This window comes from Cupriavidus necator A5-1 (assembly GCF_000744095.1).
GTDB lineage: Bacteria > Pseudomonadota > Gammaproteobacteria > Burkholderiales > Burkholderiaceae > Cupriavidus > Cupriavidus necator_A.
The window spans coordinates 4,380,978-4,400,876 of the sequence record NZ_JQLI01000001.1 but is presented as its reverse complement, the minus strand read 5'-3'; the positions used below and the strand labels follow the sequence as shown (position 1 = coordinate 4,400,876).

At 68.5% G+C, this 19,899-nt stretch carries 16 protein-coding genes; 9 read left to right on the top strand and 7 right to left on the bottom strand.

All coding sequences use genetic code 11. The features are described from left to right. On the bottom strand, nucleotides 1–3,225 hold the full coding sequence (locus tag K307_RS19570) for an EAL domain-containing protein (protein ID WP_042882338.1): 3,225 nt from the start codon (nucleotides 3,223–3,225) through the stop codon (nucleotides 1–3). A 461-nt stretch (nucleotides 3,226–3,686) separates the two neighbouring features. Between K307_RS19570 and K307_RS19565 the strand changes: the two genes are divergently transcribed. Next, nucleotides 3,687–5,678, top strand: coding sequence for a diguanylate cyclase domain-containing protein (locus tag K307_RS19565; RefSeq protein WP_042880574.1), 1,992 nt, complete (start codon nucleotides 3,687–3,689; stop codon nucleotides 5,676–5,678). A 30-nt stretch (nucleotides 5,679–5,708) separates the two neighbouring features. On the opposite strand, the gene K307_RS19560 is transcribed toward K307_RS19565, so the two are convergent. Beyond that, nucleotides 5,709–6,095: a hypothetical protein gene (locus K307_RS19560; RefSeq protein ID WP_042880571.1), complete on the bottom strand. Its 387-nt coding sequence runs from the start codon at nucleotides 6,093–6,095 to the stop codon at nucleotides 5,709–5,711. A gap of 394 nt (nucleotides 6,096–6,489) precedes the next feature. Here K307_RS19560 and K307_RS19555 point away from each other — a divergent pair, with 394 nt between their 5' ends. From K307_RS19555 to K307_RS19545, 3 genes are all read left to right on the top strand, one after another. Continuing rightward, nucleotides 6,490–6,840 carry a four-helix bundle copper-binding protein gene (locus K307_RS19555; protein ID WP_042880569.1) on the top strand — a complete coding sequence of 117 codons (351 nt, stop codon included), beginning with the start codon at nucleotides 6,490–6,492 and terminating at the stop codon, nucleotides 6,838–6,840. Between the two features lie 179 nt (nucleotides 6,841–7,019). Next, complete coding sequence (gene fumC, locus K307_RS19550; protein ID WP_042880567.1) at nucleotides 7,020–8,426, top strand: class II fumarate hydratase; 1,407 nt, start codon at nucleotides 7,020–7,022, stop codon at nucleotides 8,424–8,426. A gap of 122 nt (nucleotides 8,427–8,548) precedes the next feature. Continuing rightward, nucleotides 8,549–9,313, top strand: a complete 765-nt coding sequence (locus K307_RS19545) for an SDR family oxidoreductase (RefSeq protein ID WP_051974974.1) — start codon at nucleotides 8,549–8,551, stop codon at nucleotides 9,311–9,313. Between the two features lie 25 nt (nucleotides 9,314–9,338). Here K307_RS19545 and K307_RS19540 read toward each other — a convergent pair whose 3' ends face one another. Further along, nucleotides 9,339–9,671 (bottom strand): hypothetical protein, encoded by a 333-nt coding sequence (locus K307_RS19540; RefSeq protein WP_230625775.1) that lies wholly within the window; start codon nucleotides 9,669–9,671, stop codon nucleotides 9,339–9,341. 494 nt (nucleotides 9,672–10,165) lie between these two features. Here K307_RS19540 and K307_RS19535 point away from each other — a divergent pair, with 494 nt between their 5' ends. The 3 genes from K307_RS19535 (at nucleotide 10,166) to K307_RS19525 (ending at nucleotide 13,109) form a co-directional block, all read left to right on the top strand. Then, nucleotides 10,166–11,479 (top strand): MFS family transporter, encoded by a 1,314-nt coding sequence (locus K307_RS19535; RefSeq protein ID WP_042880564.1) that lies wholly within the window; start codon nucleotides 10,166–10,168, stop codon nucleotides 11,477–11,479. Between the two features lie 119 nt (nucleotides 11,480–11,598). Beyond that, nucleotides 11,599–12,534 (top strand): LysR family transcriptional regulator, encoded by a 936-nt coding sequence (locus K307_RS19530; protein ID WP_042880562.1) that lies wholly within the window; start codon nucleotides 11,599–11,601, stop codon nucleotides 12,532–12,534. Between the two features lie 101 nt (nucleotides 12,535–12,635). Next, nucleotides 12,636–13,109, top strand: a complete 474-nt coding sequence (locus K307_RS19525) for an aminoacyl-tRNA deacylase (RefSeq protein WP_022537324.1) — start codon at nucleotides 12,636–12,638, stop codon at nucleotides 13,107–13,109. Between the two features lie 105 nt (nucleotides 13,110–13,214). Here the strand turns inward: K307_RS19525 and csgH are convergent, their stop codons facing one another. The 3 genes from csgH to K307_RS19510 are packed head-to-tail and all read right to left on the bottom strand — an operon-like array spanning nucleotide 13,215 to nucleotide 15,757. Beyond that, a complete protein-coding gene (csgH, locus tag K307_RS19520; protein ID WP_042880560.1) occupies nucleotides 13,215–13,529 on the bottom strand; it encodes a curli-like amyloid fiber formation chaperone CsgH in 315 nt (104 codons plus the stop codon). 18 nt (nucleotides 13,530–13,547) lie between these two features. After that, a complete protein-coding gene (gene eutC, locus K307_RS19515) occupies nucleotides 13,548–14,363 on the bottom strand; it encodes an ethanolamine ammonia-lyase subunit EutC (RefSeq protein ID WP_419187128.1) in 816 nt (271 codons plus the stop codon). A gap of 11 nt (nucleotides 14,364–14,374) precedes the next feature. Further along, nucleotides 14,375–15,757, bottom strand: coding sequence for an ethanolamine ammonia-lyase subunit EutB (locus K307_RS19510; protein ID WP_042880558.1), 1,383 nt, complete (start codon nucleotides 15,755–15,757; stop codon nucleotides 14,375–14,377). Nucleotides 15,758–16,164: 407 nt separating this feature from the next. Between K307_RS19510 and K307_RS19505 the strand changes: the two genes are divergently transcribed. Beyond that, complete coding sequence (locus tag K307_RS19505) at nucleotides 16,165–17,202, top strand: AI-2E family transporter (RefSeq protein WP_042880555.1); 1,038 nt, start codon at nucleotides 16,165–16,167, stop codon at nucleotides 17,200–17,202. Nucleotides 17,203–17,610: 408 nt separating this feature from the next. Next, nucleotides 17,611–19,113 (top strand): glucoamylase family protein, encoded by a 1,503-nt coding sequence (locus K307_RS19500; protein ID WP_196251563.1) that lies wholly within the window; start codon nucleotides 17,611–17,613, stop codon nucleotides 19,111–19,113. A 31-nt stretch (nucleotides 19,114–19,144) separates the two neighbouring features. Here the strand turns inward: K307_RS19500 and K307_RS19495 are convergent, their stop codons facing one another. Further along, the gene (locus K307_RS19495; protein ID WP_042880553.1) at nucleotides 19,145–19,867 is read right to left on the bottom strand and encodes an FCD domain-containing protein; all 723 of its coding nucleotides are present in this window, start codon (nucleotides 19,865–19,867) and stop codon (nucleotides 19,145–19,147) included. Between the last annotated feature and the right edge of the window lie 32 nt (nucleotides 19,868–19,899).

The following is a 19,899-nucleotide window of genomic DNA, read 5'->3' as shown; positions in this document are numbered from 1 at the left end:
TTACGGCTCGCGCAAGTCGTCGCCGTTCACCGGCGCAGGGATCCGCTCCTCAAACCGGGCTTCCAGCAGTTCCCTCAGCGCCTCCGGTGGCACCGCCTGGCAGAACAGGAACCCCTGCGCCCCATCGCACCCCTGCTCCCGCAGGAAGGCAAACTGCGCCGCCGTTTCCACACCTTCGGCGATCACCTTGAGGTGCAGCTGGTGGCCCAGCGCGATGATCGCCGCGGCCACCGCCTGGTCGTGGCCGGGCGCGTCGACGTCGTCGACAAAGGACTTGTCGATCTTCAGCCGGCTGATCGGCAACCGCGTCAGGTAGTTCAGCCCGGAGTAGCCGGTGCCGAAGTCGTCGATCGACAGCCCCACGCCCAGCTCGCGCAGGCGGCGGAAGGTCTCGATGGTGGTCTCGCCGCCGTCGACCAGGATGCCTTCGGTGACCTCGATCACCAGCCCCTGCGGCGGCAGGCCGGCCTCCCGCAGGCAGCGCGCCACGGTGTCGGGGAAGTTGGCCTGGCGCAGCTGCAGCGGCGAGATATTGACCGCCACCTCGATCTCGCGGCCGAGCGCCTGGCGCAGGCCCTGGATCTCGCGGCAGGCGGTGGCCAGGGTCCATTCACCAAGTGGCGCGACCAGGCCGCTCTGCTCGGCGATGGGGATGAACTCTGACGGCTGCATCGGGCCGCGTTCCGGGGTGTCCCAGGCGATCAGTGCTTCCACGCCGGTGATCGCAAGCGTGGCGGTATCGACGATGGGCTGGTAGCGCAGGCGGAACTCGTTGCCGGCCAGCGCGCGGCGCAGCAGCCCTTCGATGGTGAAACGCGCCAGCGAGGCCTCGGCCATTTCGCTGGCAAAGCGGCGCAGCTGCGCGCGCCCGCCCTGCTTGGCGGCGTAGACGGCCGCGTCGGCGCACTTGAGCAGCTCGGTCAGGGTATCGCCGTCGTGCGGGAACACTGCCATGCCGATCGACGCCGTCACGCGCAGGCGCTGGCCGCCGACCTGCAGTTCTTCATTGATGCGCGCCTGGATCTTGGCGGCGATCAGCTCGGCTTCGCTGTCATGGCGCAGGCCGCCCAGCACCACGCCGAATTCATCGCCGCCCATGCGCGCCACCAGGTCGCCCTGGCGCACCGCGCCCTTGAGGCGGTCGGCCATGGTGCGCAGCACGTCGTCGCCGACCGGGTGCCCCAGCGAATCGTTGATGTGCTTGAAGTGGTCCAGGTCGAGCAGCAGCAGCGCCACGCGCTCGCCGTGGCGGCGCGCGTGCAGCAGCAGCGGCTGTGCGCGCTCGTTCAGTTCGGCGCGGTTGGGCAGGCCGGTGAGCGGGTCGTGCAGCGCGAGGTGGCGGATATACTCGTCCACGCGGCGGCGTTCGGTCAGGTCGTAGGCGATGGCCTGGTAGCCCGCCGACGGCGCGGGCGGCACGGTCGCGTCCGCGGGCAACGCGGCCGGATCCGCAGGCGCCGGCAACGCGGCCACCGCCATCTGCACCGGCATGCGCGAGCCGCCCTTGCGCACCCAGGTCCATTCGCGTTCATCGCTCAGGCCCAGCCGCGCCTTGGCCACCAACGCGGGCAGGCCACCGGGGACCGGCTCGCCCAGCTCTTGCGAGAGGGCCCGCGCATGGGACGCCAGTTCGTCGGCGACATGCAGCCCCGTCATGCGCATGCGGCCAACCAGTTCGGCCGCGGTGTACCAGAGCATGCGCTCGCCTGCGGGGTTGATGCCGGTGATGCGGCCGTCGTCATCGAAGGTGATCACGCAGAACGCGGCATGCTCGAGCAGCCCCGCGTAGCGCGCTGCCTGCAACGCGCGGTCTTGCTGCGCCTCCCGCACGGGCTGCAGGTCGGTGATCGCCCACTGCCAGTGCGCGGAGCCGCCGTCGACGCCGGGCAAGCGGGCCGCGCCGGCGCTCAGCGCGAAGCGGCTGCCGTCGTCGCGCACCCCGGTCAGCTCGCGGTGTGCCGCGGGCAGTGCCGCCGCGCCGCCGGGAACCACGCCGGTCGCGCCGGGTACGAGGGTGTCCAGGCTGCGCCCGGCAAGCGCACCGGGAGCGGCGCCAAACAGCTGCCCGGCGCGCTCGCTGGCGCTCACCACCACGCCCTGCGCATCGGTCACGATAAAACCGTCCGCGGCTTGCGCCATGCAGGCCCGCAGCATCGCGCTGTCGTCTTCCCAGGCATGCACGGCCTGCGCTTCGCGTTGCCGTGCGGTGCGGCGCTGGCGGGCCAGCGCGTAGGTGAGCCAGGCCAGCAGCACGGTGACCAGCGAGCCTGCGGCAAGCGCCAGGCGGGCCTGCTGCGGGCCGTACGCGGCTTCGAAGGCGGGGCGGGTGGCGCCGCGCAGCGTCCAGGTGCCGCCGCCGTACTGGATCAAGCGTTCGCCGCGCAGCCACGGGGCGCTGCCGTCGTCGCGCCGCTCGCCCTCGGTCGGCTCGCCGGACAGCAGCGCACCGGGCACGCCGGGGCTGCCTTCATGCAGCGACAGCTCCAGCTCGGCCGCTGCCGGCCCACTGACCGCGCGCATCAGGTCGCCCAGGCGCAGCGACACGTAGGCATAGCCCACCACCGCCTGGCGCCGCTGCGCCACCGTGCTGACCGCCACCCCGCCGCCATAGACGGGCAGGATTACCAGCGCGCCATGCTGCGGTACCGAGGCTTCGGATTCGCGGATCAGTTCGAGCCGGCGCGTGAGTCGCGGTTCGCCGCTGTCTCGGGCCGCCTCCAGCGCGGCGCGCCGGATCGGCTCGGACAGCATGTCGAAGCCCACGGCTCGGGCGTTCCTGCCTGCCAGCGGTTCGATATAGAGGATCGGCGCATACAGGTCGCGCGGACCGGGGGGATAGATCTCGTAGCTGACCAGCCCGTCGGCGCGCGCGCCCTGCACCAGCCGCGCGGCATGCTGCGGCGTCGTCAGCGGAGCGTAGCCGATTGCCTGGGTACCGGCGGGCAGTTCGTCGAGCTGGGCGGTGTAGAGGTAGTTGCGCCACTGGGTGCGCGAGGTGGCGGGGTTGGCCGTGATCAGGCCGGCAGCGCCGCGCAGCAGGCGTTCGTTCTCCAGCATGCGCTCGCGCAGCGCGCTGCTGGCCTGTCCCAGCAGCACGTCGAAATGCTGCTGCGCCAGCTGGTGCTCGAGCCGCTGCGCCTGGCGCCACGCCCCCGCCGTCAGCAACGCGCCGCCGGCCGCGACCAGCAGCGACAGCAAGGCAGGGGAAAGCGCAGTCAGTCTCATGGTCGATTGGTTACGGCGTGTGCGGAGGTCGCGCCTGCCGCGAGTTTGCACGCGGGCCTGGGGCTCGATGGTGCGGGCCGGGTAGCGCGCGCCGCCGCGCGCATGCCTGAGCCGCGCATCGCCACGTGCCTGCGCCGCATGCCCCGTATTCACGCGGCACTATACCGTGCGGCGCCTTGCCAGCACACCCCCCGCCCGCCTAGCTGGACACCGGCCTTGCACGCCCTTGACACCGCTCAGGGGAACGCAGCACAGGGGCTACTGTCAAACCCGCCTTGTCAAAACCCCGGTTGCCCGCCTGCCCCGTCGCGGCACGGTATGGTAGGGTTGCATCGGAGGCGCCCCCCCGAGATGCGCGTCTGCAGTCACCGGCTGGCCGCTGCACCGCACCGGCCCCACCGCCCCCGCCCGGGCCACGCCACACCGGTTTGTGCCCAACCTGCGCCCACCCTCGCGCCCACATGCCCGTCTACACGCCCACGCTGAAAGCGCGCATTGCGATCATTACCACTGTGCTGGCCGCGGTGTTCGGCACCGGCATCATCCTGGCCTCCCTGTACGATGCGCACCGCGACCTGCATGCTGCACTGCAGGCGCAGCAGGATTCCGTCGTCAAGCTGACCGCCGACCAGCTCGACACCGCCATGGACGACCGCATCATGCTGCTGTCGCACCAGGCCGACCAGCTCGGCCGCATCCTTGCGCAGGCGCACGGGGCCCAGGCCGCCGCGGTACGGCAGCGCGCCCTGGATACGCTGGCGGCGGCGATCCCGGTGCCGGCCGCGTTCAACGCGCTGCTGGTCGCCGACACGCAAGGCAACATCGTCAGCACCACTGGCCCGCCCGCCGAGGTGAGCGACCGCGGCTACTTCCGCGAGGCCGCGCGCACGCTGGCGCCGGTGGTCTCCGCGCCGATCCGCTCGCGCACCACCGGCCGGCTCGGCGTGATTGTGACCGTGCCGGTGCTGTCGCCGCAGAAGACCTTCGCCGGCCTGGTGGGCGGGTGGCTGGACATGTCCAGCAGCAATTTCCTGGTCGAGATCCTGCACAACCGCCTGGGCACCACCGGCTACTACTGCCTGGTGTCGGCGGGGCGCGAGCCGGTCTATATCCGCCACCCCGACCCGGCGCAGGCGCGCCAGCCGGCGCTGCCCGTGAACGACACCTGCGGCGAGGACGACAGCCCCGCGCCGCTGGAATTCCTCACGCCGGCGCGGCCGGTGATCGCGCGCTACCTGATGTCGACCACGGGCTGGGAACTGGTGGCGCTGCTGCCCGCGCGCGAAGCCTACGCGCCGCTGCACCAGATGCAGCAGCGCTTCCTGGGCCTGGCCGGGCTGGCCATGGCCGCGGTGGCCGTGCTGATCTGGCTGGCGGTACGCCGCCAACTGGCGCCGCTCACGCGGCTGCACAAGGTGGTGCTGGCCAGCGCCAACGACCTGTCCGCGTTCGAGCGGCTGCCCACGCGCCAGCAGCGCGACGAGATCGGCGACCTGTCGCGCGCCTTCATCAAGCTGATGCGCGACGTACGCGACCGCCGCCAGGCGCTGGACCGCAGCGAGAGACGCCTGCGCGCGGTGACCGACACGCTGCCGTCGCTGCTGGCCTTTATCGATACCGAGGAGCGCTATATCTTCAACAACGTGGCCTACGAGCATGTCTTCGGCCTGAAGCTCGAGGAGCTGCGCGGCAAGCCGATGCGCGAGGTGCTGGGCGAGGCCCGCTACGCGCGCGCGCAGCCGTTCCTGCAGCGTGCGCTGGCGGGCGCGGCGGTGACCTTCGAGTCCGAGGACAACGATCCCGAATACCACTGCATGGAAACCAGCTTCCGGCCGGAATGGAGCGCCGACGGCAGCGAGGTGGTGGGCGTGCATATCCATGTGCAGGACATCACCCAGCGCAAGCTGGAGACGCAACGGCTGGCGCGCATGTCCCGCACCGATCACCTGACGCAGCTGATGAACCGCAGCGCGTTCGAAGGCCAGCTGCAGGCGGCCATGACGCGCAGCCGCGAGCACGGATCGCTGATGGCGCTGCTGTACCTGGACATGGACCGCTTCAAGGCGGTCAACGACATCCACGGGCATGCCGCGGGCGACCTGCTGCTGCAGGCGTTTGCGCAGCGCGTGCGCGCCTGCGTGCGCGAGGCCGACACCGTCGCCCGGCTGGGGGGCGACGAGTTCGCGGTGGTCCTGGAAGGGATCGGGCAGCCTGCCGTCGCCCGCCGCGTGGCCGAAGCGATCCTGCAGACGATGGACGAGCCGTTCCGCTTCGACGGTGCGACAGCCGACGTCGACGTGAGCATCGGCGTAGCCTTCTACAACGGCGGGCCGGTGCAGGACCGCGAACTGATGCGCCTGGCGGACGTGCTGCTGTACCGCGCCAAGGGCGCGGGCCGGGGCCGCTACGAGATCGGCCCGCCGGAACTGGCCGGCGAGCTCAACCTGCACTAGGCAGCTGCACTAAGCAGGCCCAGTCAGCCCTCAGTGGATGGTGCCGCCCGGCTTTCCCGGCTCCGGGCCTGAACTTGCCTCGCCCGCCCCCTCCGGCTCGAATGGCACGTGGCGTCCGTCGCTGGACTGGTAGCCGAGCTGCGCATCCGCGCCCAGCATCTTCTCCCACGCGATCATGGCCTGGGCCACCGCGTCGGGCGCGCCCTTGAACACCACCACGTCATTGCCGCAGTTGGGGCATTCGCCGCCGAACACGGCATCGATGCCGGGCAAGCCCGGCACGTCGAGCGCGTCGAAGGTGCCGAACGCGGTCTTGCAGTGCCCGCAGACCAGCTGGGCGGGGCGCAAGGCCTCGATCTTTGCGCGTGCCTGTGCCGCACGCTCCTCGGGAGTACCCCGTCGTTTCGCCTCGCCCATGATTGCCTTCCTTCCCCGTTGCTGCCGGTGTTTGTGTATGCATCGGCCCGGCCTGCGTGGCCGCGCCGTGCGGATGCTTGTTAGATGCGATGGCGTGGGGGTGGTGCCCGGCCATCGCGTCGGGTGACGTCCGCGAGGCACGCGGCCCGCCTTCCCGAACGCTTCGCGCTGGCCGCATTGTAACCAGCGCGGCGCTGCAATTACCGGGCCGACAGGATCCTTTCTCGCCTGCTATTGTGGATAACGATGCCCCGAGCGGGCGCGGAAGCGCCGCGCCCGGCACCGCGGGCATGCCATGCCGCACCGCCCGTGCCTGCGCCGTCCCGGCGCGGGCATGCCGCCGCCGGTGCCGGTTTTCACGGTTCCAGCCACCTACCCCCAAGGAGGACGCTTCATGATCCGACCCACCGTGCAGGAAAACGCCGCCCGCTACGGCGACTGCATCGCCGCCTGCAATGCCGCCGCCGCCGCCGCGCTCAAGTGCGCGGCTGCCTGCCTGGAAGAACAGGACATGCGCAAGATGGCGCGCTGCATCGCGCTGGACATGGATTGCGCCGGCATCGCCCAGCTGGCCGCGTCCTACATGCTGCGCAACAGCGAATTCGCGCCGCTGGTCTGCGAGGATTGCGCAGAGGTCTGCAAGTGGTGCAAGGAGGAATGCGAGCGCCATGACGCCGAGCATTGCCAGGAATGCGCGCGCGCCTGCGCGGTCTGCATGGAGCAGTGCCTGAAGGCGACCGCGTAGCGCCGCGGCTCAGGCCGGGGCCTGTGGTTCGAAGGCAAGGCGGAGGATCCGGCCGGTGCCCGCGCGCCGGCCGCGGTGAAGCAGTATGCTAATGGACTGCCCGCACGGGCCGGCCCTGGCGCCGGTTCCTGCATCGACGTCGCACAAGCCGCCGCGCTTGCTTGCCAAGGAGTCTGTCCATGTCCGACCCGTCCACCTCCAACACCCGCATCGAGAAAGACAGCCTCGGCGATGTGCCGGTGCCCGCTGACCACCTGTGGGGCGCGCAGACCGAGCGCTCGCGCCAGAACTTCCGCATCGGCGATGAAAAGATGCCGCCGGCGCTGATCGAGGCCTTTGCCATCCTCAAGCTGTGCGCGGCGCGCGCCAACCGCGAGCTGGGCGTGCTCAAGCCCGAGCTGGCGCAGGCGATCGAACAGGCCGCCGCCGAGGTCATCGAAGGCCGCTGGCCGCAGGAGTTCCCGCTGTCGGTCTGGCAGACGGGCTCCGGCACGCAGACCAACATGAACCTGAACGAGGTCATCGCGAATCGCGCCATTCAATTGCTGGGCGGCGAGGTCGGCAGCAAGAAGCCGGTGCACCCCAATGACCACGTCAACGCCAGCCAGTCCTCCAACGACAGCTTCCCGACCGCGATGCACATCGCCGCCACGCGCGCGATCCAGCAGCTGCTGCTGCCGGCGCTGGAGCAGCTGCAGCAGACCTTCGCGCGCAAGGTGGAAGCCTTTGCCGATATCGTCAAGGTCGGCCGCACCCACCTGCAGGACGCGGTGCCGCTGACGCTGGGGCAGGAATTCTCCGGTTACATGACACAGGTGGCCGATGCGCAGTCGCGCCTGCAGCAGGCCATGCTGCGCGCGATGCCGGTGGCACAGGGTGGCACCGCGGTCGGCACCGGCCTGAACGCGCCGCACGGCTTTGCCGCAGGGTTCGCGCGCGCGCTGGCCGACTACACCGGCCTGCCGTTCGAGCCCGCGCCCAACCGCTATGCCCTGCAGGCTTCGCATGACGCGCTCGCCGACCTGTCGGGCGCGCTCAACACCACGGCCTCGTCGTTCCTGAAGATCGCACGCGACTTCATGCTGCTGGGCTCGGGTCCGCGCGCGGGCTTTGCCGAGCTGGTGCTGCCCGCCAACGAGCCGGGCTCGTCGATCATGCCGGGCAAGGTCAACCCGACCCAGGCCGAAGCGCTGGCGATGGTGTGCTGCCGCGTGATCGGCAACCACACCACGGTGACGCTGGCCAACGGGCTGGGCACGCTGGAACTGAATGCCTACAAGCCGGTGATCATCTACAGCCTGCTGCAGTCGGTGTCGCTGCTGGCCGGCGCGGCCTCAAGCTTTGCCGAGCATATGGTGGGAGGCGTGGAGGCCGACCGCGAGCGCATCGCCGAACTGCTGGAACGCTCGCTGATGCCGGTGACCGCGCTCAATCCGCATATCGGCTACGACAAGGCCGCAGAGATCGCCAAGCTGGCGGTCAAGCGCAACCTGTCGCTGCGCGAGGCCGCGATCGCCTCAGGGCATGTGACCGAGGAGCAGTTCGAGCAGTGGATCGACCTGAAGGGGATGACGCGAGAAGTGTAGATTGCGGCATGCATGGGTGGCTATTGTTAAAGGATTCTGGCTAATCCGTTCAATCTCCACCCATTTATCCAGGGACAACCAACGTCCATGATAAGGCCATACCTACTGACAAGGAGCCTGACATGGCCGCCACCCAATCCCAAGCACAAGCTTCCACCCAACGCCGCGCCGCCCTGGTGACCGGCGCCTCGCGCGGCATCGGCCGCGCCATCGCGCTGAGGCTGGCCGCCGACGGCTTCGACGTCGCCATCGGCTATGCCGGCAGCGCCGCCCGGGCCGAAGAGACCGTGGCCGCGGCGCGCGAGGCCGGCGTCAATGCCATCGCCGTCCAGGGCGACGTATCGCAGGCGCCCGACGTGGCACGCCTGTTCGACGCCGCGCAGCAGGCCTTCGGCCGGCTCGACGTGGTGGTCAACAGCGCCGGCATCATGCCGATGGCGCCGGTCGCGCCCGCCAGCCTTGACGCCTTCGACCAGACCATCGCCACCAACCTGCGCGGCACCTTCCTGGTGCTGGGCGAGGCGGCCGTGCGGCTGGGTCAGGGCGGGCGCATTGTCGCGCTGTCGACCAGCGTGATCGCGCGCTCGTTCCCCGGCTACGGGCCGTACATCGCCGCCAAGGCCGGCGTGGAGGGGCTGGTGCGGGTGCTGGCCAATGAACTGCGCGGGCGCGGCATCACCGTCAACGCGGTGGCGCCGGGGCCGGTGGCAACGGAACTGTTCCTCGATGGCAAGTCCGGGGAGCAGATTGCGCAGCTGTCGAAAGTGGCGCCGCTGGAACGCCTGGGCACGCCCGATGATATTGCCGCAGCGGTGTCGTTCCTGGCCGGGCCGGACGGCGCGTGGGTCAATGCACAGGTGCTGCGCGCCAATGGCGGCTTTGCCTGAAGACAGGGTTCGCCACAGCGGCGGTTCAGCGGGGCGGCGCGAAGAATTCGCAGCGCTGGCGCGCAAGCGACTCCCGCGAATAGCCATGGCGCACGCGCAGCTGGTGTTCCACAGCATCGGCCTGGTCCAGGCAGGCGAACACCAGATCGTCCTTCACACGCTGCGAAACGCCCTTCAGGCGCGGCGCCTCGTAGGCAATCTGGCGCGCGCGGCAGCGCAGGAACAGCAGCGTTTCCTGCGTGGCGGCGACCAGTTGGTCGTGTTCGATCCGCTTGCATTCGACCAGGTCCTGGGCAAGGGCGCTGGCGCCGGCAAAGAGCAATGGCAGGCACAGCCATCGGCGCAACAAGCGGTGCATGGCAAACGGGGGGCGCGGTAGGCCAGTTGAGGGTACGGATCGCATCATTGCCCAGACCCGCGCACAGTGCAAGCCACAGTGCGTGCAATAACCAGTTGCATCACTCGTTGCATCCCCCGTTGCGGCCTCGGCTCGGCCCGGCGCGCGGGCCGCAGGCCGGATACAGTTTCCAGCCAGATGGACAATCGCCCGCCAGCCCTGATGCCACCGTGGCACGGGTCCGGCCTTGCTGCATCGCAGCACATCCAAGGGGTGGGCAGGCCTCTCCGATCAGGCTACGCTTTGCCGGCAAATGCGCCGCAGTGCGCGCCAGTTCACGCCCCAGACCGACGGGCTCCCGCCCGGCCTTCCCCGTGTTCCCCTTGCCGCCCCACCGCTCAGGTGGCCATGCGGCGGCCTGTCCAATGGCTATCCTTCCGGCGTGCGCCGCCAGCACTGCGAAGCGGGACCTGACCCGCGGTTGCCCCGCACCGCCCTGACTGCAAGACAACAACATGACCGATCTCACCGCTAACCCCGCCCAGACGGCCGGCCCGAGCCGCGATGAAGTGCGCAAGCGCATCTACGCCATCGTCGCCGCCTCCTCGGGCAACCTGGTCGAATGGTTCGACTTCTACGTCTATGCCTTCTGCGCGATCTATTTCGCGCCGTCGTTCTTCCCCAAGTCCGATCCCACCGCGCAACTGCTGAACACCGCGGGCGTGTTTGCCGCCGGCTTCCTGATGCGGCCCATCGGCGGCTGGCTGTTCGGCACCATCGCCGACCGCCACGGGCGCAAAAACTCGATGCTGATCTCGGTGGTCATGATGTGCGCGGGTTCGCTGCTGATCGCGTGCCTGCCCACCTATGACAGCATCGGCAACTGGGCGCCGGCGCTACTGCTGCTCGCGCGCCTGATCCAGGGCCTCTCGGTCGGGGGTGAATACGGCACCACCGCCACCTATATGAGCGAGGTGGCGCTGCGCGGCCGGTGCGGCTTCTTCTCGTCGTTCCAGTATGTGACGCTGATCGGTGGCCAGTTGCTGGCGGTGCTGGTGGTGGTGATCCTGCAGCAGCTGCTGGACGAGTCCGAACTCAAGGCGTGGGGCTGGCGCATCCCGTTTGTGGTCGGCGCGATCACCGCGGTGGTGGCGCTGTTCCTGCGCCGCACACTGCACGAGACCTCGTCGGCTGCCAGCCGCAGCAGCAAGGAGGCCGGCAGCGTGGCCGAGCTGTTCCGCAACCACAAGGCGGCCTTCTTCACGGTGCTGGGCTATACCGCGGGGGGTTCGCTGATCTTCTACACCTTCACCACGTACATGCAGAAGTACCTGGTCAACACCGCCGGCATGTCGATCAAGACCGCCAGCTATGTGATGACGGGGTGCCTGTTCCTGTACATGTGCATGCAGCCGGTGTTCGGCGCGCTGTCCGACCGTATCGGCCGGCGCAACAACATGCTGATGTTCGGCGCGCTGGGCGCGCTGTTCACGGTGCCGATCCTGACCGCGCTGGGCCAGGTCGGCAGCCCTGAACTCGCCTTCGTGCTGATCGCCGTGGCGCTGGCCATCGTCAGCTTCTACACCTCGATCAGCGGCATCGTGAAGGCCGAGATGTTCCCGCCCGAGGTACGCGCGCTGGGCGTGGGCCTGGCCTACGCGATCGCCAACGCGATCTTCGGCGGCTCGGCCGAGTATGTGGCGCTGGGCATGAAGACGCTCGGCCACGAGACCGCGTTCTACTGGTACGTGACCGCGATGATGGTAATCGCCTTCTTCGTCAGCCTGCGCCTGCCGCGCCAGGCGAAGTACCTGCACCACGAGCACTGAGCCAGGCGCGGCGCAATGCCGTGCAACGCCGCGCGGGACACCCTGCGCCGGCATGGCAATATACGGGGCGGCAGCCGCACCGGCGCCGCCCGCCCCCACCGTATACAAACACCCAAGCCATGGACCTCAACGCCCTGCGCCTGTTCGTCGACATCGTTGACGCGGGCAACCTGAGCGCGGCCGCACGCAAGCTCAAGATGACGCGCGCCAATGTCAGCTACCGGCTGAAGGCGCTCGAAGAAGAGCTTGGCGTGCAGCTGCTGCGGCGGACCACCCGCCATGTCGAGCCGACCCCGGTCGGCGCCGGGCTGTACGAGCACGGCCGCAATATCCTGGGTGAAGTGGCGGCGGCCAATGCGCTGATCAGCAATATGGGCAAGAGTCTGCAGGGCCATGTGCGGCTCTCGGTGCCCACAGGGCTGGGGCATACGCTGCTGTCGCCGCTGCTGGTGCTGTTCAAGCAGCGCTATCCCGACATCACGCTTGACGTCATGTTCGACAACCGCGTGCACAACCTGGTGTCCGAGGACGTGGACGTGGCGCTGCGCATTATCTCCACCCCGCCCGATTCGGTGGTGGCCACGGAGATTGGCGAAGTCGACTGGATCGTGTGCGCGTCGCCGGGGTATCTCGCCGCGCATCCCGCGCCGAAGGCCCTCACCGGGCTGCAAGGACATGCGATGGTCTGCGCGTCACCGGTGGGCCAGAAGCTCAAGGCATCGGGCACGCGGCTGGATGGCGATGAAGGCCATGACGCGAAAGAAACCCGCGAGCAGGTGGTGCTCGAACCGACGCTCACCTCGGAAAACTTTGCCTTCCTGAAGGAATCGGTGCTGGCAGGCCTGGGGATCGGCATTCTCCCGATCTATGCGATCGGCGCCGAACTGGAAAGCGGCGCACTGGTGCCGCTGCTGTCCGACTACCGCATCAGCGTGTTCGGCAGCCGGCTCTATATGCTGACCATGCCCAACCGATACCAGACGCTGGCCACGCGTTACCTGCTCAACTTCCTGAAGACCGAGTTGCAGGCAGTGTGGCCGCGGCTGCACCGGTAGCCAGGGCGTTGCCGTGTCGCCACGTTGAGCGCGCTGACAGGCACTATATTAAGAGCACAAGGATAATCGTAGGCGCATCCGACTGAATCTGAGGAGCTACCATGGCCCTGGCTAGCACGCTCGCAAACTGCCTGAGCAGCAAGAATACCCAGTACGACATCATCCGCCATCCCTACACCCTCAGCAGCATGGCCACTGCCGAGGCTGCGCACGTTCCCGGAGACCGACTGGCCAAGACACTGTTGCTCGAGGACGACCGCGGCTATGTTGCCGCCGTGATCCCTTCGAGCCACCACCTGCAGATGGCCGCCATCTGCGAACAGACCGGACGCAACCTGGTACTGGCACACGAGGACGAGATCCGCGAGATCTTCAAGGACTGCGACCTCGGCGCAATCCCGCCGGTGGCGATGGCCTACGGCATGCAGACCTATGTGGACGACAGCCTGATGAAGCAGCCCGAAGTCTATTTCGAGGGCGGCGACCACCAGGAACTGGTCCACATGAGCGGGGAACAGTTCTCGCAGCTGATGTCGGATGCCAGTCACGGGCAGTTCTCGCGCCGCATGATGTAGCGATAGCGGCGCACTGTCGCCGCGGACCTCCGCGTGCGACACACGGCCACCATGGCGGGCTCGGCGCCCGCGTGGTGGCCGTTTTACGTTGTGTCGGGGGACTTGCTATTTGCGGCCGCTGCAATCCAGCTTGTACCGGCCCAGCACGGCCATGCCCTGCCGCAGCACCAGCCCGACTTCACACTCGCCGCCGGGCGGCTGCGAGACCGTCAGCGACGACACGCGCGTGGGATGCCCGGGCACCACGTGCAGCGTGCCGGCCTGCGCCAGCGATGACGCCGCATTGCCGCTGCGCGCGCGCAGCTTCAGCTCGAACTGCAGGTCCGCTTCCTGCGCGGAAGCGACATAAGGCACGACCAGCGCCGTGCCGTTGGCCGACTGGATATCCAGCCATACCTGCAGGTTCATGTCGGCTTGCATGGTTGCTCCCTTGCCTCGTCAGCGGTCCGGCAGCGCCGGCGCGCTGTCGTCCTTCAGGTCCACGCCCGAACGCCCCAGCGCCGCCGCGCCGCGCAGCAGGAAGGCGAGCCGTTCGGCCGCCTGCGCGTACGCAAGGCCTTCCGGCCGCACATTGGAAATGCAGTTGCGCTCGGCATCGGTGCGGCCCACGCGCGGCGCATAGGTCAGGTAGATGCCGAGGCTGTCCGGCGAACTTAGCCCCGGCCGTTCGCCGATCAGCATCACCATCTGGCGCGCGCCGAGCAACTCGCCGATCTCGTCGCCCAGTGCCACGCGCGACTGCTCGGCCACCACCACCGGTCCGATGCGCCACGACGGCGGCAGGCGCTGGCGCGTGGCGTCGAGCAGCGGCAGCGCGTGCGTCTGCGTGGCAAGCGCGGAGAGGCCGTCGGCGATGACGAACACTACGTCAGGGGCCTCTGTGGGCTGCATCGCTTTCAGCCGGTCCCGGCTGGCATCGTCAAGGCGCCGGCCCAGGTCCGGCCGCCGCAGGTAGTGCGTGCGGTCCGGCGCCGCGCTGTGCACGGCGACATGCTGCAGCCCTGCGGTGTCAAGCGCCGCGGTGACCGCGCCCACGTCCAGCGGCAGGTGCACCGCATCGCGCGCCTGCGCATGCGCCAGGCCGAAGGCCAGCACCGCATCGGTGGTCTGGCTGTGGCCGGTGCGGCCCAGCGCGACGCGCGCGCGCGTGAACTGGCGCAGGCGTTGCCATGGATCGGTATCCGAGGTGGCGGTGGTGGCGGGCGTGTGCCCGGACATGGCGTCGCGGGAAGGAGGATGGCGTTTGGCCGGCATGGCGCGGATATTCAGAGACTGTGCGCCATCTGCAGCAGCGGCTGGCGCGCGGCGGGCTCGAGCAGCCGGCCGGTGGCATCGGCAATGCCCATGCGCTGCAGCCACGCCTCGAACTCCGGCGCGGGGCGCAGCCCCAACACCTCGCGCAGGTACAGCGCATCGTGGAACGAGGTGCTCTGGTAGTTCAGCATAATGTCGTCCGCACCTGGTACCCCCATGATGAAGTTGATGCCGGCCACGCCGAACAGCGTCAGCAGCGTATCCATGTCGTCCTGGTCGGCCTCGGCATGGTTGGTGTAGCAGACGTCGCAGCCCATCGGCACGCCCATCAGCTTGCCGCAAAAGTGGTCCTCCAGTCCGGCGCGGATGATCTGCTTGCCGTCGTACAGGTACTCGGGGCCGATGAAGCCCACCACGGTGTTGACCAGCAGCGGCGAGAACGCGCGCGCCACCGCGTAGGCGCGCGCCTCCATGGTCTGCTGGTCGACGCCATGGTGCGCGTTGGCCGACAGCGCACTGCCCTGCCCGGTCTCGAAATACATCAGGTTGTCGCCCACGGTGCCGCGCGCCAGCGCCTGCGCAGCATCGTGCGCCTGCGCCAGCAGCGACAGGCTGATGCCGAAGGCCGCATTGGCGCGCTCGCTGCCGGCCACCGACTGGAACACCAGGTCCACCGGCGCGCCCTGGTCCATCGCGCGCAGCGTGTTGGTGACGTGGGTCAGCACGCAGGACTGCGTGGGGATGTCATAGCGGCTGCGCAGTTCGTCGATCATGCGCAACAGCGAGACGATGGCGCCCAGGTTGTCCGAGGCCGGATTGACGCCGATGGTGGCATCGCCGCAGCCATACAGCAGCCCGTCGATGATCGACGCGGCGATGCCCTTGGGATCGTCGGTCGGGTGGTTGGGCTGCAGCCGCACCGACAATCGGCCAGGCAAGCCGACGGTACTGCGAAAGCGCGTCACCACCTGACACTTGCGCGCCACCGCCACCAGGTCCTGGTTGCGCATCAGCTTGCTGACCGCCGCGGCCATCTCCGGGGTGATGCCCGGCGCCACGCGCGCCAGCGTGGCGCTGTCGGTCTCGTGCAGCAGCAGCCAGTTGCGCAGGTCGCCCACGGTGCTGGCGCCAATCGCCGTAAAGGCCGTGGCATCGTGGCGGTCCATGATCAGCCGCGTGATCTCGTCTTGCTCATACGGCACCAGCGCCTCATTGAGGAACTGCGCCAGCGGCACCTCGGCCAGCGCCAGCCGGGCGGCCATGCGCTCCTGTTCGTTCGCCGCGGCGATACCGGCCAGCGCGTCGCCGGAACGGGCCGGGCTGGCCTTGGCCAGCAGCGTGCGCAGGTCGGCAAAGACATGGCGATGCGTGCCGATGGTGTGGGTATAGGCCATGCGTCGGGTTCCGTGCTGGGACTGCGACTGGAGGGGGCTTGGTGGAGCCGGGCCTTGCGGGTGCCGGTCTTCCCAATATAGTCACTCTTTGCGCACGTGGCCCGTTTGGGGGCGGCGGAGCGCCAGGAGCGACGCTTAAAACACAGCAAATCCTGTACCGGCTGTGGCGCAAGTCAGACGGCGTCGAGCGAACTGCGGTCGCATTTCTATGCTATGTCGTGCAGCGGGCATCGCTGATGTTGCTTCTGTTCGAAGCACTTCAATGATGGCCACTTCCAGCGATAAGCTTCCCACCGGCAATGGAGCGCCTGACAGCCCTCATAATAAGCGTCGGGCTCAACCATAGCCCGCCAGCCATAACCGCTACACGCAGCGACGCAACTTAAACACCCAGCCGGAGACGCTAAATGAAAGACCCCGACCCGACCAACGTCCCGCGCCTGCTCCCGGCCGCGTGGTACAGCGTCGGCGCCGTCGCCTACCTGCTGACCGCCCTGGCGCTCTGGACCGTGCTCCAAGCCAACCTGGTGGCCGCCCTGCTTTCCGGCCTGCTGCTGTATTCGCTGGTCGACGTGCTGGCGCCGCGGCTGATGCGGTTGCACCAGCGGCACGACGCGCTCGCGGTGGCGATATTGTCGGCGCTGATCCTGCTGGGGCTGTCGTTGGCGGGCTGGCTGCTGGTGCGCTTTGTCAGCGGCGAAGGCAATACGCTGGACGGGCTGCTGAACCATGTGGCCGATATCATCGACCAGTCGCGCGGCCGCTTGCCGCCCTGGGTGAGCGATGCGTTGCCCAATGGGGTGGACGAGCTGGCCAACACGCTGATCGAGACGCTGCGTGCGCATGCCGCCATGGCCCAGAAGCTCGGGGCCGAGGTGCTGCGCACCCTGGTGCATATCCTGATCGGGCTCGTGATCGGCGCGATGGTCGCGTTGTACCGCGCGGTGGCGCGTCCCAACCGCAGGCCGCTGGCGACGGCGCTGGTGGCGCGGGCGCGTACGCTGCAGGTGGCGTTCTCGCAGTTTATTTTTGCGCAGATCCAGATCTCGACGATCAATACGGTGCTGACCGCGATCTACCTGCTGCTGGTGCTGCCGCTGTTTGACGTGCACCTGCCGCTGTCGAAGACGCTGGTGGTGATCACCTTTATTGCCGGCCTGCTGCCGGTGCTGGGGAACCTGATCTCGAATACCGCCATCGTGGTGGCGTCGCTGTCGGTGTCGCTGCCGATCGCGGTGGCGTCGCTGGTGTTCCTGGTGGTGATCCACAAGCTGGAGTACTTCCTCAACGCGCGCATCATCGGCGCACGCATCCAGGCGGCGGCGTGGGAGCTGCTGATGGTGATGCTGCTGATGGAGACGCTGTTCGGCATCCCGGGCGTGATTGCGGGGCCGATCTTCTATGCCTACCTGAAGCGGGAGCTGGCAGGTGCCGGGCTGGTGTGAGCGCAAATGCCGGCGGGCGGGCAATGTCGGCATACCCGCCGTCCTGCCACGGCGCTAGCGCTCTCCGACGCTGACGTTGGCGCCACACCTGCCCGCAAGCACTGCGGGCCACCGCTCATGCGCGCCAGCGCCAGCGATCCGGGCTGTCTCTCCCGCCGCCTAGCATTTGCCGACAGGACAAATCAACGGGACAGCAAAAGCACCACACCTCCGGTTATTCCCTCTCCTTCATTGCCCGCTTCTTCTATAGGATTGGCCGCGCATTTTTGACTGGCACGAGTTGCCCTGTCGCCCTTGGATGCAGGGCGTGCCATACACGTATCGATACGCGGCTTACCGCCGGTCCCGCATGAAGCCATCCGATTTCATCCGGCCACGCGGGCAACATTTGAGGGATTGTTGATGTCCATGGATTCCAATCGCCCTGCCCGCGTGCGTGCGCGCCGGCAGGGCCAGCCGGCGTCGTGGCCGGCCGTGCGCGCGATGCTCTGCGTGGCGGCGAGCGCGCTGGTGCTGGCGGCGTGCGGGAGCACCGAGCAGGGGCCGGCCGGGACGGCTGCGCCGGGCAGTCCGGCCTACTTGCCTGCGGGCAAGCCAGTGGGTCCGCGCTCCGACCCGGCGATGACGGCGGCACGCCAGTACGCCAAAGTCATGTGGGATTCGATCATGCTGTTCGATCGCGGCAGCGCGTTTCCGGCGGACAAGGCCTGCATCGACGGCAACGGCGTGCTCCAGACCACCTCCTACACGTTTATCGCCAATGTCGCCGCCTACATCTGGAGCATCACCGCCGCGCGCGATCTCGGCTTCGTTGCGCCCGATCAGGCACAGGCAAAGATCGGCCGGCTGCTTGATGCCATCGCGTCGGCACAAGAGCAGGCCCGGCTTCGCGGCGCGCCGGGCGGCATGCTGACCTGGGCGGCAAAGCTCGACGGGGCACCGGACGGCAACACCGTGTCCTCGGTCGACAATGCATGGCTCGCTGCCGCCCTGGCGTTGGCGAAGCAGGCTTACCCGCCCCTGGCTGCGCGGGCCGGCGGCATCCTTGCGGCGATGCGTTTCGACAGCATGCTCGATCCCGTCAGCCAGCAGTTCCGCAACACCTTCGATCTGGGCACGGCCACGTTCTCCGCCGGCACGTATGGCGTGATGAGCGAGTCGCGGCTGATTTCCTATGTCGCGATCGGGCTGGGCCAGGTCCCGCGCACCCAGTATTTCCATCTCACGCGTGTGCCAGAGTGGTCCGAGCCGGCAATCGATGGCTCGCTCTATCGCACCTACGAGGGCGTCCCGGTCTACGAAGGCATCCGCAAGTACGCCAACTATGTCTTCGTGCCGACCGGGGGTGGTTCGGTGTTCGAAGCCTTTTCTGTCCCCGTGCTGATTCCCGAAGCGAAATGGGGCACGGGCAGCTGGGCGCGCTCGCATCCGAACCAGGCCAAGGCACAGATCCAGTATGGCCTGGCCAACTGGGGTGGCTACTGGGGCTTCTCGCCGGCCAGCATTCCCGCCGATGGCGGCTATACCGAGTACGGCGCCCCACCCATGGCCGTGGCAACCGGTTATTCACCGCTCGGCGAAGACGTGGCCCGGCGCGCCGGCCCGGTGGTCTCGCCTTACTCTGCGTTCCTGATGATCGAATATGAGCCGCAAGCGGTCATCGACAACATCAAGCGGCTGGTCAGGCGTTTTCCAACCCTGCAGCATCCGCAGTACGGTTTCATGGACAGCGTCGATGTCCAGGCGGGTACGGTCAGCCGCTGCATGCTGCTGCTGGATCAGGGATTATCACTGGGTGCGCTGGCGAACTACCTGACCGGCGGCAAGCTGCGCGGCTATATCGAGCAGGAATGGGGGTACGCGTTGCAGCCGCTGCTCGGTATCGAGACGTTTTCGATCCCGGCGCCCTGAGTGCTGCGCTGGTTGGACCAATAGCGCCGGTTCAGCCGTCCTGCTCAACCCGGCTGCGTACGAAATCGATATGGGTCTGCATCGCCGTGCGCGCCTCTTCCGGCCGCCGCGCGCAGATGGCATCGCACAGGGTGCGGTGCTGCAATAGCAGCAGGTCCGACGCGCTGTCGTCCTGTTCGCGCAGGCCGGTGCCGTTGATGGTGATGTGTTCGCGCAGCATGCCGATGACGCTGGTATGCAGGTGCAGGAACATGGTGTTGTGCGAGGCCAGCGCGATGGCGTCGTGCAGGCGCGCGTCGGCATCGGCCTCGGCTTCCTTGTCGTCCTCGGCGCGCGCGCGTTCGAGTTCCTCCATCAGCGCGCGGATGCGCTTGACGTCGGCGGCGTCGGCGCGCAGCGCGGCGAAGTAGGCGGTGGCACCTTCCAGCACCCGGCGGAATTCCAGGATGTCATCGCGCAGCGCAGGGTGGTCGGCCACCAGTTGCCCCCAGGGCGAGGCGATCCCGGCACGCAGCTGGTCGGTGGCATAGACGCCGGCGCCGCGCCGGCTCTGCAGCAGGCCGCGCGCGGCCAGGCGCTGGATGGCCTCGCGCACGGTATTGCGGGCGACGTCATATTGCTCGGCGAGCACGCGCTCCGCCGGCAGCCGCGTGCCGGGCGGCCAGGTGCCGTCGAGCAGCGCGGTTTCCATCCGGCGCATGACCGACTCCACGCGCCCGCGCGTTGCGCCGTGCCTCTGTGCCGCTGCCGTCATGCCGTCGCCCTCGCTCCTGTGCCTCCCCGCGG

Excerpts from the sequence above, each read along its gene's own strand:
- K307_RS19565 (WP_042880574.1), top strand. The coding sequence starts at position 3,687 with ATGCCCGTCTACACGCCCACGCTGAAAGCGCGCATTGCGATCATTACC.
- K307_RS19510 (WP_042880558.1), bottom strand. The coding sequence starts at position 15,757 with ATGGCCTATACCCACACCATCGGCACGCATCGCCATGTCTTTGCCGAC.
- K307_RS19560 (WP_042880571.1), bottom strand. The coding sequence starts at position 6,095 with ATGGGCGAGGCGAAACGACGGGGTACTCCCGAGGAGCGTGCGGCACAG.
- K307_RS19570 (WP_042882338.1), bottom strand. The coding sequence starts at position 3,225 with ATGAGACTGACTGCGCTTTCCCCTGCCTTGCTGTCGCTGCTGGTCGCG.
- csgH (WP_042880560.1), bottom strand. The coding sequence starts at position 13,529 with ATGCAAGCCGACATGAACCTGCAGGTATGGCTGGATATCCAGTCGGCC.
- K307_RS19525 (WP_022537324.1), top strand. The coding sequence starts at position 12,636 with ATGGCCCTGGCTAGCACGCTCGCAAACTGCCTGAGCAGCAAGAATACC.
- K307_RS19540 (WP_230625775.1), bottom strand. The coding sequence starts at position 9,671 with ATGCACCGCTTGTTGCGCCGATGGCTGTGCCTGCCATTGCTCTTTGCC.
- K307_RS19530 (WP_042880562.1), top strand. The coding sequence starts at position 11,599 with ATGGACCTCAACGCCCTGCGCCTGTTCGTCGACATCGTTGACGCGGGC.
- K307_RS19495 (WP_042880553.1), bottom strand. The coding sequence starts at position 19,867 with ATGACGGCAGCGGCACAGAGGCACGGCGCAACGCGCGGGCGCGTGGAG.
- K307_RS19535 (WP_042880564.1), top strand. The coding sequence starts at position 10,166 with ATGACCGATCTCACCGCTAACCCCGCCCAGACGGCCGGCCCGAGCCGC.
- K307_RS19555 (WP_042880569.1), top strand. The coding sequence starts at position 6,490 with ATGATCCGACCCACCGTGCAGGAAAACGCCGCCCGCTACGGCGACTGC.
- K307_RS19545 (WP_051974974.1), top strand. The coding sequence starts at position 8,549 with ATGGCCGCCACCCAATCCCAAGCACAAGCTTCCACCCAACGCCGCGCC.
- fumC (WP_042880567.1), top strand. The coding sequence starts at position 7,020 with ATGTCCGACCCGTCCACCTCCAACACCCGCATCGAGAAAGACAGCCTC.
- K307_RS19500 (WP_196251563.1), top strand. The coding sequence starts at position 17,611 with ATGGATTCCAATCGCCCTGCCCGCGTGCGTGCGCGCCGGCAGGGCCAG.
- K307_RS19505 (WP_042880555.1), top strand. The coding sequence starts at position 16,165 with ATGAAAGACCCCGACCCGACCAACGTCCCGCGCCTGCTCCCGGCCGCG.
- eutC (WP_419187128.1), bottom strand. The coding sequence starts at position 14,363 with ATGCCGGCCAAACGCCATCCTCCTTCCCGCGACGCCATGTCCGGGCAC.